Origin of the sequence: Salinisphaera sp. SPP-AMP-43 (assembly GCF_049568105.1) — a bacterium.
In the GTDB taxonomy this organism is placed as follows: Bacteria; Pseudomonadota; Gammaproteobacteria; order Nevskiales; family Salinisphaeraceae; genus Salinisphaera.
In genome coordinates, this window is sequence record NZ_CP145335.1 from 977,273 (window position 1) to 991,332 (window position 14,060).

The following is a 14,060-nucleotide window of genomic DNA, read 5'->3' on the forward strand; positions in this document are numbered from 1 at the left end:
GCAGCCAAGCCCCCGTAGTCGCCGAGACCGCACAGCCGATCTTGCCGTTCGAACGGCAAACCGATGCGCTGTGCATCGACAAGGCGCCTATGGATCATCATGTCGCCACCAGGCCCACCTGCACAGGATCACGATGGCTGTGGGCCGGATCGCGTATCACGGGATGGGCATCGGCCCGGACAGGAACAGGTGCGGTATGGTCGAGACGCCCTAAGGGGAAGCGGTGCCCCGATGACGACGGCGCTCCCGGCACTGGACATCCGGCGCACAGCCATATACCACGGGCACAGCCGCAGGGCGCTATCGATGAAAGCAGCCCATGGCCGGACCCGGAAGCCGGCATAGACCTATTCGCCCTGTGCCGGCCTGTCGCGACGCATCAGGCCGTGCCAATCGCTTCCAGTTGTTCGACGATTTCACGGGCCAGCTTGCGTGCCTGCTGATCGCCGGTCGCGACCACGACGTCCGCGATCGAGCGATACAACGGATCGCGCTCTTCCATGAGCTGGGTCAGCGTCGTCTCCAGATCCTCGCTGCCGGCCAACAGTGGCCGATCGGCCGACTTGCGGGTACGGGCCAGCTGTTGTTCCAGCGAGGTTTCGAGATAGACCACGACACCGCGGGCCGAAAGCAGATCACGCGTGCTGGCTTCCAGTACGGCGCCGCCGCCGGTGGCCATGACGGTGTTCGGTTGTTCCGACAGCTCGGCGATCATCTCGCGTTCGCGCTTGCGAAAGCCTGCCTCGCCTTCCATGTCGAAGATGAAGGAGATATCCACGCCGGTACGTTTTTCGACTTCGTGATCGGAGTCAACGAAGCTCATGCCTTTGAGCTCGGCAATCCGCCGGCCCACCGTGGTTTTGCCAGCCCCCATGGGGCCGACCAGATAAATATTCGGGTTTGCTGCCATGTACTCGCTATCAATAGTTGAATACGAAAGCCACGATCACGGCTCGTCTCCGGGTTCCGGATCGTAAGTCGTCGCGCATACGCCATCCGTGCCGAACGGGCTATTGGGCCCGGAGAATTGCCGTCGATACTGGTTCTGACGTCTTGTGAAGCGGCAGGCAGAACGAAAAGGCGTTCTGCGTGGTCTCGCTGCCCTGCACGGAAAGCCTTGGCACGAAGACGTACTTTAACCCAACCGAAGTGGTTTTTTGGATAGGTGTATTAAATTTGGCCGTACCGCTCGGCGTTCATGAGCAGCCGTGCACATGCGCTTATGTACATGGCCGCTAGCAATTTTGCCATTTTTACTCAAGCTTTCGCCACCATGGCATGGCTTTGGCGGATGGCCGCGGCAGCCGATTTGATCTCCCGCTTTGGGCTTGGGTTCCGACTTGCCGACTGGGGCCAAACCCGGTTCGGTGCGCAAAATCGCGCCCATGACGTCCTCCAGGCCGGCCGATCGGCGCTGCCTGGCCCGCGTCTTTGGGTCGGCGTCTTAGGGCCGGCGCCGCGGCAGCCGGGCCAGGGTGAGACATCAGCGCCTGCCGATGGCCAGGTTGCTGTCGAGGATCTTCGGAGTCACGAAGATCAGCAACTCCTGTTTATCGCGCTGGCGGGAATGGCTTTTGAACAGGGCACCGAGCAGGGGGATCTTGCGTATGAACGGTACGCCGTCCGTTTCGTCGCGATTGGTCTGCTCGAAAATGCCGCCCAGCACGACGGTATCGCCGTTGTCGACCAGGACCTGGGTGGTCAAGCTGCGGGTGTCGATCGAGGGCACCGAGCCGCCCTCGGAGGTCGGCACGTATTCGCCGACCGAATCCTGGGTAACGTTGAGATTCATGATCACTTTCTTGTTCGGCGTGATCTTGGGGGTGACGTTCAGGCCCAGCACGGCTTTTTTGAACTCGACGCTGGTGCCCTGGTCGCTGCCTTCGCTGCCCGACTGGTAGGGGATCTCGCGACCCTGCTCGATATTAGCTTCCTGGCCGTCGGCGGTAATGATGCGCGGCGAGGAAATGATCTCGCCGTTGTTTTCCGACTCCATGGCCGATAGCTCCAGGTTCAGGCTGAACGTATCGGAGATGATGCTGGTCGACAGCACGCTGGTGGCATCGGTGGCCGGCAGGCTGACGGCATAGCCGCGGTTGTTGGCGTTGTAATTGAAGTCGTCGGACAGGGCGTTGTTCAAATTGGAATTGTCCACGCCGGTCTGGGACACGCCGAGATTGCGAGAGAAATCGCGGTTGGCCACGACGATGCGCGACTCGATCAGTACCTGCCGAACCGGGATGTCTAGCCGATTGATGAGGTCGCGGACCTGATCGATCTTGCCTTGCGTATCGGTGAGCAACAGGCTGTTGGTGCGATCGTCGACAGTCACATGGCCGCGTGGCGACAACAGCGAATGTTGGTCGACATCGCTGTTGCTGATCACCGAGGAGCTGCGCTGATTGGCGGTGGCGATCTGCGACAGGGCGGCATCGACATAACCGCTCGTGCGATCGCTATTGGGCGACGGTGTAAAGGTTTTGGTGGTCGTACGCGAGTCGGACTGCAGAATATTGGCGATGTCGGCCGCATTCGCGTAGTTGATCTGAATGATCTCGGAATGCAGCGGCGCCAGTTCCTGGCTTGCGGCTCGTGCCTTGGCCTTGGCCTGTTCGCGGCTGGCGATTTCAGTCAGTGGGGCGACCGTGATGACGTTATTGCTGTGGGTCATGCCCAGACCCTTGGCATCGAGAATGATATCCAGCGCCTGATCCCAGGGGACGTCTTCGAGTTGTAGCGCGATGGTGCCGGAGACGCTATCCGAAACCACCATGTTCACATTGGCGACATCGGCGATGATCTGAAGCACCGAGCGGATCGGAATATTTTGGAACGACAACGAGATCTGCTTACCGTCGTACTGCGGATGCGTCTGCTGCTGTTGTTGTTTTTCGGTCTCGGACAGCGGCTGCAGTTCGATATAGAGCTGATTCCCGGTCTGGTAGGCCAGCCGCTGAAACGGGATATTGGGTTCGGGAGTGATCACCAGACGGGTATCGCCACCCGAGGACAGGGCATCGATGGTTTGGACAGGGGTCGCGAAATCGGTCACGTCCAGGCGTTTTTTCAGCCTGGACGGTAGCTCTATGCCCGGCAATCGGGCCACGATCTGGCCGTTCGCGCGGCTGATGTCGACCGGGGCATTGCTGCCGTCGAGCGATACGGCGATCCGGCCCGTGCCCTGGCTGCCACGGCGGAAATCGATGTTGCGAATCGTGCGTGCCGGGCCGTGCCTGGCTGTAGCGCTCGAGCCCGAGGCGCCGGGTTGGGCTGCGGGAGCGCGCTGGCCGGTACGGCTGCCACCAATGGTGACGACCATCTCATTGGCCCGGCGCTGGATATCGTAGGCCGTCATTTGGGTGAGCTCGATCACCACCCGGGTCTTATCGTTGCCGGCTGCGGCCGTTACGGCTTCGACCGGGCCTTCGCCGATACGCTGATAGCGCTGGTCCAGCCCCAATGTCGTATCGGGCAGGTCGATCGATAGCCGCGCCGGGTTGTCGACCGTGAACACCGAGGGCGCCGGCGCCGGCCCCGATAGATGCAAGCGCAGCCTGACTTGCCCGCTGCCCATGGCCGCAGTATCGATCGAGGTCAGTGCCGGCCCGGCATAGGCGATGCCGGTGGATAACAATACGCCGCACCAAACAGCCACGGTCTGGAACAACACAAAGCGGAGCAGGGGCGTCATGGCTTTCATCTTGACTCGCTGTCTCGGGTCGCGGGCGCCAGAGCCGCACCGCGTTTGACGTAGCCGCCGTTACCGTCGGGTACGATCTCGGTCAGCGTCAGTCCGTTCGCGCCGATCGCGTCGATGCGACCGTAGTGGCGCCCTAGATGCATGCCGGCGGCTACGCGATGGACGACCTGGTCGGGGGCCGAGATCAGGGCGTAAGTGGTGCCGGCCATCGAGATTGTGCCGACCATCTGCAGGGCATCCAGCGGGAACTGTTCGAGCGGATCGAGCGCCCGGTTCAAATTCGGCCGAATGCCGTTGTCGCGGCTGTGCTGATCGGCGTGGGGCGCAACGAACGGGGATCGTCGTCCGGCCGGTTGGTAGCTGGCGGGTTGATAGCTTGCGATCTCGGGCATCGGGTCGATCGGCTGTGGTTTGCGGGCGTCGATGTGCGCGACATAGGCGTGCAAGTCGTCGGTATCCGAGCCGCAGGCCACCAAGCTCAGGCAAAGCCCGCACAGGATCAAAGCGCGACTCGCATAGTAGGCCGGCGCGATCACGGCCCGGCCTCGGCGCTGTCGTGGGTGCCGAGATAGCGATAGGTGCTGGCGGTCAGGCTCATGCGTAGCAGGCCAGGGCTTGAAGCATCGGTTGGCTGCGGCGAGCCGGGGCGAACCGATTCGATATGGACGTCGCTGATCGTCACGATGCGTGGCAGGGCGGCGACATCGGAGACGAACTGGCCGAAGTCGTGGAAATCGCCGGTCACGATCAGTGCGTTGGGCAGCACGGCATAGAAATCTTTTTGGATTTCAGGTTTCGGCTTGAACAGCTCTTCGTCCAGCCCGTTTTCCGAGCGGGTCTGGGAAATATCGCGCAGCAGCGAGGGGACCTCAGTCCTGCTCGGCAGCTGGGCCAACAGATTACCGAACTCGGCGCGCATCGCATCCAACTGGTCGCGATAGGCATCCAGGTTGGTAACCAGATGCTGTTTGATCTTATAGGTCTGCTTGAGTTGACTTTCCTGGCGGCGGGCATCGGCCAGCGCATCGCGTTTTGGCAGGACGAAGTACCAAGCCGCGATCAGCATGATCACCAGCGACACTACCGAAATCGCCAGACCATAAGCCCAGGTCGGCCAGCTGCCGATATTGTTCTGATCGAGACTGCGCAGCTCGTCGATGTATTCGCCAAGCGCTCTCATGTCGGGGGCCTGCTGGCCGGCGCAGCGGTCGCCTGTGTCGTGCGCGAGTCGGGCGAGCTGCTATCGACCTTGAGCGTGAAATCGGCCCGCCGTCGGCCATTGCGGTCATCGCGCTTGATCACGATCAGCCGCGGATTGGTGAACCACGGTGATTGGTCGAGATTGGTCATGTACTGCGATACGCGTGCATTGGACTCGGCCACGCCATCTAGGGTCGTGGTGTCGCCGTTTTGATCGAGCGAGATGAGATAGACCCCGTCTGGGACGCTGGCGGCGAGTTGGTCGAAATAATGCACGATCGCCGAACGCGAATGCTGTAGCTCGCCAATCACCTGCATGCGGTTGACCAGATTCTGCCGGGTCTGTTTGAGCTCGCGGATCTCGGTCAGGTGCTGTTCGGCCTTGCTGATCTGTTGTTGCAGATAGCGGTTGCGGGTCTGTTGGGCATCGAGTAGATGGCCGTAATAGAGCACGGGCAGCACGCCGACCACTACGATCGTGGCGATGGCAGCGCCCACCAGTTGGGCGATGAACCGCTTGCGCTTGTATTCGCGTTCGGCGGCCCGCCAGTCGAGCAGGTTGATGCGTAGCGCCAAGCTCATGCCACGCCCCGCAGCGCCAGTCCGGCTACGACCATTAAGGTAGGCGCATCGGTGCCGACATGATTACGCCGGGCAGCGGTACTGGCGAGCATGCCGTCCAGCGGATTGCCGAGCGTGAACGACCAGGGCAGATAGGGCGTCAATGCCTCGTCCAGGCCGGGAAACAAGGTGGGATCGCCGGCGATGACGACATGGTCGATCGATTCATCGCTGCCCGCGGCCGCCGATTGGTAGAACGACAGCATCCGATCGATTTGGATCGCCAGGCTTTCGGCGAAAACGCGCAGGTCGGCCGCGATGTCCTGGGCGCTGAGTTCGCCGGAATAGATCTTGGCGCGCAGGACGTCGAAATCGGTCAGTTCGTGGCGCTGGATGAGTTGCTGGGTGAGCTTGTTGCCGCCGAAGCGGAATTCCCGGGTATACACACTCTGGCCGTCGCGCTGGATAGTGAGTCTGGTGTGTTCCGGTCCGACATCGAAAACGGCAAGATTATGATCGATACCGAGCGCCGGCAGCTGTCCGGATAGCAGCCGGCAGGCGTTGCGCAGGGCGTATTCCTCGACGTCGACCACATGCACCCGCATATGCGCCATTTCCAGTGCTGCCGTACGCATCTCGATATCGTCGCGCCGGCAGGCGACCAACAAGACCCGGTTGAAGCGCGGACTGTCGGCATCGGCGCCCAGCACCTGGAAATCGAGGCTCACTTCTTCGATCGGATGCGGAATATGATGCTCGGCATCGAACAAGATCTGTTGCTCGAGCTCGGTATCGTCCAGCCCGGCCGGCATGAGGATGGTCTTACTGAACACAGAAGGCCCGGATACTGCGATTACGGCATCTCGAGTGCGGCTGCCGCTGCGCTCGAGCGCGCGCAGAATGGTCCGAGCGACCGCCTTCGGATCGACGATCTGAAAATTGTTGACGGCGTGCTGGGGCATGGCCTCACTGGCATAGGCCAGTACCCGATAGCCGTCGCCGGCTCGGTCCAGCTCTAGTAGTTTGACGCGGGTCGCGCCGATATCGACCCCCATCAGCGAGCGCGGCTCGCGACGCAATAGACTGAGTAGTTGCCCCATTGATTCGATCCGGCGTGGGTCCGCCGCCGTAGGCGCGGACCGTCGCTTCGAAGCCCCCAAGTCCGCACTATACCTGACGCGTTACGTCAGACAATCTATGGAATAGAGGGCAAAAACACCCATTTACGGCAGCTTGAAAATTACGCGTGCGACATTCTTATCCTTGCGTCGGTATGATGCGTAGCTTCGAGCGAATGCAATGCACGACGCGCAGGGATGGCGATGTCGATGAAAAAAGGATCGCGCGGCGTCCGGATCTTAGTAGTTCTGTTGGCCGGGCTGTTGTCGGCTGCCACCCTGGCAGTCTGTGTCGTGGCGGGGGTCTATCTGTATTTTGGCCCCCAGCTTCCGGAAGCCGGAGATATCGGCGAAACCCAGCTCCATGAGCCGCTGCGCATCTATACCGCCGATCATAAGCTGATCGGCGAGTTCGGTACCGAGCGCCGTTTGCCGGTCACCTACGACCAGATTCCCCAGCAACAGGTGAATGCGTTCGTGGCCGCCGAGGACGATCGGTTCTGGCAGCATCCTGGCGTCGACTATCAAGGGCTGACGCGGGCCGTGGTCCATCTGGTTACCACTGGGCGCAAGACCCAGGGCGGCTCGACGATCACCATGCAGCTCGCGCGCAATATGTATCTGACGCGCGATCGCACCTATACCCGCAAGATCAAGGAAATGATCTTGGCGCTGCGGCTGGAGTCGAAGCTGACCAAGAAGCAGATCCTGGAGCTGTATCTCAACAAGATCTACCTCGGTCAGCGGGCCTATGGCGCCGGGGCGGCGGCCAAGGTCTACTACGGCAAGTCGCTGAGCCAGCTCAATCTGCCGCAGGCCGCGATGTTGGCAGGGCTGCCCAAGGCGCCGTCTGCGTTCAATCCGATCGCCAACCCGACCCGGGCCAAGCAACGTCGCAACTACGTGCTGCGGCGGATGCATGCGCTGGGCTATATCGACGATGCTGCCTGGAAGTCGGCCCGCAACGCTCCGGTGAGTGCGGGCGAGACCTCCGGCGAGAAGAACCCGGTACGCTACGACGCTCGCTATATCGCCGAGATGGTGCGCCAGGACATGGTCGCCCGCTACGGCGACCAAGCCTATACCGGTGGTTACAAAGTCATCACGACGTTGCACAGCAAGCGCCAGCGCGCCGCCGATCGGGCCTTGCGCAAGGATTTGCTGGCCTACGATTCCCGACATGCCTGGCATGGTCCAGAAAAAACGCTCGATAGCGCCACCGTCGACGACAAGAAAGCATTGCAGGATCAGCTAGACGATATGGGCCGGCGTGGTGGTCTGGTACCGGCCGTGGTGCTGTCGACCGATGGACAGCACATTACGCTGGCCACAGCCCAGTATGGCGAAGTACAGATCGGCGCCAGCCAGATCCCTTGGCTGCACGGCAAAAAACAGGCCGATTCCCTGGTCGATAAGGGCGATGTCGTCCGCTTGGCTTATACCGGCTCCGAGGATAAGTCCAAACAATGGACGCTGGCCGAGGTGCCCAAGGTACAGGGGGCCCTGGTCGCCATGAATCCGCGTACCGGGGGGATTGAAGCCCTGGTCGGCGGCTTTGATTTCCGGCTGTCCAAATTCAATCGCGCCGTGCAGGCCCGCCGCCAGCCCGGATCCTCGTTCAAGCCGTTCCTGTATTCCGCGGCCCTGGCCAATGGCTTTACCGCGGCGACCATCGTCAACGACGCCCCCGTGGTCTACGACTCGCCGGGGCTGGATAATTCGTGGCGGCCCCAGAACTACTCGGGCAAGATTTTTGGCCCGACACGGCTGCGTGAAGGTCTGGTGCATTCGCGCAATCTCGTATCCATCCGAGTGCTGCGCCGAATCGGTGTCGGCAATGCCATCAACTACATCAGCAAGTTCGGTTTGCCCAAAAACCAGATGCCGCACGATCTGTCGCTGGCGCTTGGTAGTGCGACTTTTTCGCCGCTGCAGATGGCAACGGCCTTTTCCGTGCTGGCTAACGAAGGCTTCGAGATCAAGCCGTATTACATCAGCCAGATCACCGACGGCCGGGGCAACGAAGTATTCAAGGCCAAGCCCAGGGTAGCTTGCGAGCAAGTCATGGATTGCACCGCATTGCAACAGACCCATGGCGCCGACAGCGAGGCTCGCCTGGCGCCCCAGGTGATCGATGCCGATAATGCCTATATCGTGGGCGATATGATGCGCGATGTGATCAAACACGGGACCGGGCGGGGCGCGCTCAAGCTCGGCCGCAAGGATCTATCGGGTAAAACGGGGACCACGAACAACCAGATCGACGCTTGGTTCTCGGGCTTCAATGCCCATCTGGTCACCGTGACCTGGGTCGGCTTCGATAAACTCAAGCCCATGGGGCATGCTGAGACCGGGGCGCATGCAGCGCTGCCCATGTGGGTAGACTTCATGGGGACAGCCCTGTCCGGCATGCCCGAGGCCATGCCGCCCAAGCCGGAGGACATCGAAACCGTCAACATCGATTCCAAGACCGGGCAGCGAGCGCTGAATGGCGGCGGTATTCCCGAAATCTTCCGCAAAGGGCAGGCGCCTACGGTCGAGGAGGCGCGGCATTCCGGCAAGCATGACTCGACCAACGAGGTTCAACAGCTTTTCTAACGCCGTGGCCGACAGGCCGCAGCGTCGGCAGCAGCCAATGGAGGCGATCATGGCCAGTGCCCGCAAGCAAACCGCCCAGCGTCAACAACTGGCGCAAGTGGCCGCGCGCCTGATGGCCGAGCAGGGCATTCGTGATTTCCGGGTCGCCAAACAGAAGGCCGCCCAGCAGCTGGGTATCGATGTTCGCCAGTCGATCCTGCCCAAAAACAGCGAGATTGAAGCCGCGCTCGGCGAATATCAGCGTCTGTTTTCAGGCGAGGAGCAGCCAGGAGAACTGGCGGATATGCGCCGGGCGGCCCTGTCGGCGATGCGCATGATGGCGGATTTCAAGCCGCGCCTGGTCGGCGATGTGCTATCCGGGCTGGCCAACGCCCATTCGGATATCCAGCTGCATGTATTCGCCGAGCATTCGGAAAGCTTTGATCTGTTCCTGGACAGTCGGGGGATCCCCTTCGAAATCGTGGAGCGACGCTGTCGTTTTTCCGAGGGGCATCGCTTCTACCCGGCGTTCCGGTTCGTCGCCGGCGAGCATCGTTTTGAGGCGACTCTGTTTGCCGATACAGAAATCCGTGAAGCGCCGCGCAGCCTGGTCGACGGCTCGCCCATGGACCGCGCCAATGCCAATCGCGTAGCCCAGTTGATCGCCGACGCTGAACTCGAGGATCGGCTGGCGAGTCTTTGAACGGCGACTCGTGCGGCAAGCCGGTCTGTTGATTGACATGATCGGCGATAGCGCTATCGAAGACAGGCGCTGGCCAAGGAATCGAGGCTTGGTAGCAGGAGTTGTTATTGGGCCGTGGTAGCTTGCCAAGGCCAGCTATCGGCCAAGGATTTCGGCTATGAAACAGCGTTCGGCCAATAGCCAGATGACGACTACCCGCGCACCGTGGTATTACAAAATCGTCAAAGCATTGGTTCGATGAGGGGCACCATGCAGAATTTCGAAACGATTCTTCTGGCTTACGATGGCAGCGAGCAGGGGCGAATCGCGCTGCGCCGTAGTCTGCCGCTACTCAGCGCAGGAGAGGTCAAGACGCATTTGTTGGCGGTCGTGCCGTTGACTGGGGCAGTGGCGGCAGCCGAGGGGTTCTATACGGAAAGCATGTATGAATCCGAGCGGGAGCGCGTGGAGAAGATCCTGGCCGAAGGGGTCGAGATTCTCAACGGCAAGGGAATCGCTGCCGAGGGCTATCTCCGGGTCGGAGAGCCGGCCCACCAGATCGCCAAGCTTGCGACCGAGTTAGAGGCCGATCTAGTGATCGTCGGGCACCAGCGGCGCGGCGTGCTGGCGCGCTGGTGGCAGGGCTCGGTCGGTGCATCGCTTCTGGACCGACTCGATTGCAGCCTGCTGATTGCCCAGGATGCCTCGGTCGAAACATGAATCGGCTGCGGCGGTCTGTGCTGCCGCAGCCATGGCGTCTTACTTCGGGATATAAGACAGCCAGTCGTGGCGGTCGTCGCCATAGGCGATGAACCAGTCGTTGAGCAGGCTATCGGTCTCGTTGTAACGCAACGGGCGCCCACGGGCGTCGGTGACATAACCGCCCGCGGCCTTGAGCACGGCATGGCCGGCGGCGGTGTCCCATTCGCTGGTCGGTCCCAGGCGTGGATAGTAGTCGGCCTGACCTTCGGCGATGACGCAGAACTTGAGCGACGAACCCATGCTGACCGGGTGGAAATCCGGCATCCGGGCCAGCAACTGTTCGATCGCATCCGAACGATGCGAGCGCGACACCAGAATTCGCGGCTTGTCGGTCTGTGCTGCGCTGACCGTGATCGGTTCGATCTCGCCTTCGCCCTCGCGGCGCCAAGCGCCGAGTTCGGCGGCGCCGAACCAGAGCGTATCCAGCGCCGGTGCATAGACAGCGCCCAGCACCGGTCGGCCATCCTGGATCAGTGCGATGTTGATCGTGAACTGGTCGTTTTTGTTGATGAATTCCCGCGTGCCGTCGAGCGGGTCGATCAGCCAGTATTCCCGCCATTCCGAGCGCGTGTCATACGGGATCTCACTGCCTTCCTCGGACAGCTGCGGCGTGTCCGGGCTCAGTTCGGTCAATGCGGCTGCAATGGCGTGATGCGCAGCCAGATCAGCCTGGGTCAGCGGGCTGTCGTCGTCCTTGGTTTCGACGTCGAAATCGCCTTGATAGATCGGCAATGTCCGAGCGCCGGCATCGACGGCAATACGGCAGACAGAATCCAGCAGTTCGCGGGTGATTTCCATGGGCGCACGCAGTCTCGATCACAATGAAACACTGCATCATACCGGCCTGCCTGCGACAGACAAGCGCGGTACCGGCATCGCTCAATCCTTTTTGGATCTGGGTTTCTGGCCCGGCTTGCCACGACCACGTCGTCCACTGTTGCCGCCGCGGGGTTTGCGTCGTCGCGGCGCCGGCTGTTCGAAATCGCGGGCGAAATGTTCTTCGGGCGGCATCTCGGCGTCGATCTTGTGCTCGATATAGGCTTCGATATCGGGCAGGGAATAGACGTATTCCTCGCAGGCAAACGACACAGCATGGCCGGTGTTGCCGGCTCGCGCGGTGCGCCCGATGCGGTGCACATAGTCCTGGGCATCCTGCGGCAGGTCGTAGTTGATGACGTGCGATACGTCCGGGATATGCAGGCCGCGGGCGGCGACATCGGTCGCCACCAGGATCGGCAGCTCGCCCTGCTTGAATTGTTCGAGCAGACGCAGACGCTTGTTCTGGGCGACATCACCAGACAACGTCGCAGCCGAGAAGCCATTGGCGACCAACGTATCCTGGATGCGTTCGGCCATGCGTTTGGTGTTGATGAAGATTAGGGTGCGGCCGCTGTCGATCCGACGCAGCAGCCCGATCAGCAGCGCCATCTTGTGGTCTTTGGAGACGTGATAGAGCTTTTGTTCGATGGCACCGATGTTGACTGTTTCGGTATCGGTGCGCACCAGTTGCGGATCGTTCATGTGCTCGTAGGCCAGTTCCAGAACGCGGTGCGAGAGCGTGGCCGAGAACAGCAGATTCTGGCGTTTATCGGGCGCCGGCATCTTGCGGAACAGATAGCGGATATCGTCGATGAAGCCGAGATCGAACATACGATCGGCTTCGTCGAGCACGGCGACCTCGATCGCCTTGAGGGTATAAACCTTTTGCTTGTAGTAATCGATCAGCCGGCCCGGCGTGCCGATCAGAATATCCACGCCTTCGGTGAGCGCTTGGCGCTGCGATTCATAGCCGGTGCCGCCGTAGCAGACCACGCATTTAAGACCGGTATCGGCGGCCAGCGGCAGGGCATCCTGGTAGATCTGGTCGGCCAATTCGCGGGTCGGCGCGAGAATCAGCGCCCGCGGCTGGGCAGCCTCGGCCGGGGCCCGCTCGCTGGGCTCGGGGGCAGGTCGCATCAGCCGGTCGAGGGTGGCCAGCAAGAAAGCGGCAGTCTTGCCGGTGCCGGTATGTGCCTGACCGGCGATATCGCCGCCGGCCAGTGCCAGCGGCAGCGTTTCGGCCTGAATCGGCGTGGCATGGCTAAAACCGCGCTGGTTCAATCCGGCCACGATGGTTTCATGCAGCCCTAGAGCATCGAGTCGGGTATCGGTGACCAGCTTGCTTGGGCTGGCCGTATCGTCGGTGGTTTGGGTTTCGCTCATTCGGATTCTCGGTCGTGCCGGTCGCGCACAAGGGGTCCGTTGACGTTTGCCGTGGTTGTATCGTGTTCGCCCGATGAGGCATCGCGAATCATGTTCAGCCGCATTATGTGCGACCATTCGTGGCGGCAGGCTGGCCCGCGTTCGCGCGTTGCGGCCGCGGATCGCCAGGGCCGGTACCGGCCACGGCAAATGTCAAAAGACCCTTGGCCCGCGATTGCGGCAAAAGGGTTGAAAAAATGCTTGAGATAAGCTCCAATACAAGACAAGATTATGCATGCGGCGAACCGCTGCATGCTCGAGTTGCATCAACTCGCTTTTCCGGCGCTTGTTTTGTGCAACCCGCACTATAACAGCTTATGGCCCTGGCGACCGGGTCGCTGGTCATTCGCGCAGCTTGCAAATATTTCCCGCGCCCTTAACTAGGTGTTAGACGTGCACCGATCATTCGAAGATCGGCAGCCTGCACGCCACACGCTTTCTTCCAATTGGTCCTGCTCACAGTGAGGACGTTCATGAGTGAAAATATCGTCAAAGTCAGTGATGACAGCTTCGAGAACGACGTGCTGTCCGCCAGTGGTCCGGTTCTTGTCGATTACTGGGCCGAATGGTGCGGCCCCTGCAAGCAGATCGCGCCCGTGCTCGACGAGCTTGCCGACGAGTACGACGGTCGGCTGACTGTTGCCAAGCTTAACGTCGACGAAAACCCCGAGACGCCACCGCGTTACGGCATCCGAGGCATCCCGACGCTGATGCTGTTCAAAGACGGCGAAGTCGCCGGTACCAAGGTCGGCTCGGTATCCAAGAGCCAGTTGGCCGAGTTTGTTGATCAGCACATCTAAATGCCTGACAGAGATCGGCGCTGCCGGCCCGAGCCGGCGGCGCCTTGATCTCTCCATCCTCGAATCGTTGTCCGTCCGGGCGGCGAAAATCCCGAATGAGCGTGTATAACCGTGTCCGAAGAAACTGTTGAAGAACGCCAGACCAAGGATTCTTCCACTACCTCCAATAACAACAATACGGGTGGCAGTGGCGGTAACGGTGGTGGAAACAACAACCGCCGCGGCCGGCGTCGCAAAAACAACAACGGCGGTCCGAATAACAACAACAACAATAATAAGAAGAGCAGCAGCAACCGCGGTCGCTCGGGAGGCAACAAGGGGCCGAACAACCCGCCGAACGAGGATATCGACGAAGCCGAATTCGAAGCCTATGCCGGCGCCGCCGGCGACGGACCGATCCTCAATCTGACCGAGCTCAA

At 61.1% G+C, this 14,060-nt stretch carries 12 protein-coding genes; 4 read left to right on the top strand and 8 right to left on the bottom strand.

Annotated elements, in window-relative coordinates; translation table 11 throughout:
- Nucleotides 1-379: 379 nt before the first annotated feature.
- The 6 genes from aroK to pilM all read right to left on the bottom strand — a co-directional run bounded on the left by aroK (nt 380) and on the right by pilM (nt 6,561).
- Entirely contained in the window at nt 380-910 is a 531-nt protein-coding gene (gene aroK, locus V5738_RS04200) for a shikimate kinase AroK (RefSeq protein WP_423823153.1), read from the bottom strand.
- A 573-nt stretch (nt 911-1,483) separates the two neighbouring features.
- The gene (gene pilQ, locus V5738_RS04205) at nt 1,484-3,691 is read right to left on the bottom strand and encodes a type IV pilus secretin PilQ (RefSeq protein WP_423823154.1); all 2,208 of its coding nucleotides are present in this window, start codon (nt 3,689-3,691) and stop codon (nt 1,484-1,486) included.
- Nucleotides 3,692-3,696: 5 nt separating this feature from the next.
- Nucleotides 3,697-4,236 carry a pilus assembly protein PilP gene (locus V5738_RS04210; protein WP_423823155.1) on the bottom strand — a complete coding sequence of 180 codons (540 nt, stop codon included), beginning with the start codon at nt 4,234-4,236 and terminating at the stop codon, nt 3,697-3,699.
- The gene (locus tag V5738_RS04215) at nt 4,233-4,880 is read right to left on the bottom strand and encodes a type 4a pilus biogenesis protein PilO (protein WP_423823156.1); all 648 of its coding nucleotides are present in this window, start codon (nt 4,878-4,880) and stop codon (nt 4,233-4,235) included. Before V5738_RS04215 ends, V5738_RS04210 begins: the two co-directional genes overlap by 4 nt.
- Nucleotides 4,877-5,482 carry a PilN domain-containing protein gene (locus tag V5738_RS04220; protein WP_423823157.1) on the bottom strand — a complete coding sequence of 202 codons (606 nt, stop codon included), beginning with the start codon at nt 5,480-5,482 and terminating at the stop codon, nt 4,877-4,879. Before V5738_RS04220 ends, V5738_RS04215 begins: the two co-directional genes overlap by 4 nt.
- Nucleotides 5,479-6,561 carry a type IV pilus assembly protein PilM gene (pilM, locus tag V5738_RS04225; RefSeq protein WP_423823158.1) on the bottom strand — a complete coding sequence of 361 codons (1,083 nt, stop codon included), beginning with the start codon at nt 6,559-6,561 and terminating at the stop codon, nt 5,479-5,481. The genes V5738_RS04220 and pilM overlap by 4 nt, the downstream gene beginning before the upstream one ends.
- 228 nt (nt 6,562-6,789) lie before the next feature.
- Between pilM and V5738_RS04230 the strand changes: the two genes are divergently transcribed.
- The 3 genes from V5738_RS04230 (at nt 6,790) to V5738_RS04240 (ending at nt 10,558) form a co-directional block, all read left to right on the top strand.
- Nucleotides 6,790-9,177, top strand: coding sequence for a penicillin-binding protein 1A (locus V5738_RS04230; protein WP_423823159.1), 2,388 nt, complete (start codon nt 6,790-6,792; stop codon nt 9,175-9,177).
- Nucleotides 9,178-9,226: 49 nt separating this feature from the next.
- Nucleotides 9,227-9,859 (top strand): hypothetical protein, encoded by a 633-nt coding sequence (locus tag V5738_RS04235; protein WP_423823160.1) that lies wholly within the window; start codon nt 9,227-9,229, stop codon nt 9,857-9,859.
- A gap of 249 nt (nt 9,860-10,108) precedes the next feature.
- Nucleotides 10,109-10,558, top strand: coding sequence for a universal stress protein (locus V5738_RS04240; protein ID WP_423823161.1), 450 nt, complete (start codon nt 10,109-10,111; stop codon nt 10,556-10,558).
- Nucleotides 10,559-10,597: 39 nt separating this feature from the next.
- Here the strand turns inward: V5738_RS04240 and cysQ are convergent, their stop codons facing one another.
- Both cysQ and V5738_RS04250 read right to left on the bottom strand, forming a co-directional pair.
- Entirely contained in the window at nt 10,598-11,398 is an 801-nt protein-coding gene (cysQ, locus tag V5738_RS04245) for a 3'(2'),5'-bisphosphate nucleotidase CysQ (protein WP_423823162.1), read from the bottom strand.
- Nucleotides 11,399-11,479: 81 nt separating this feature from the next.
- Nucleotides 11,480-12,802 (bottom strand): DEAD/DEAH box helicase, encoded by a 1,323-nt coding sequence (locus V5738_RS04250; RefSeq protein ID WP_423823163.1) that lies wholly within the window; start codon nt 12,800-12,802, stop codon nt 11,480-11,482.
- A gap of 512 nt (nt 12,803-13,314) precedes the next feature.
- Between V5738_RS04250 and trxA the strand changes: the two genes are divergently transcribed.
- Complete coding sequence (gene trxA, locus V5738_RS04255; protein ID WP_423823164.1) at nt 13,315-13,641, top strand: thioredoxin TrxA; 327 nt, start codon at nt 13,315-13,317, stop codon at nt 13,639-13,641.
- The last annotated feature ends 419 nt before the right edge of the window (nt 13,642-14,060 follow it).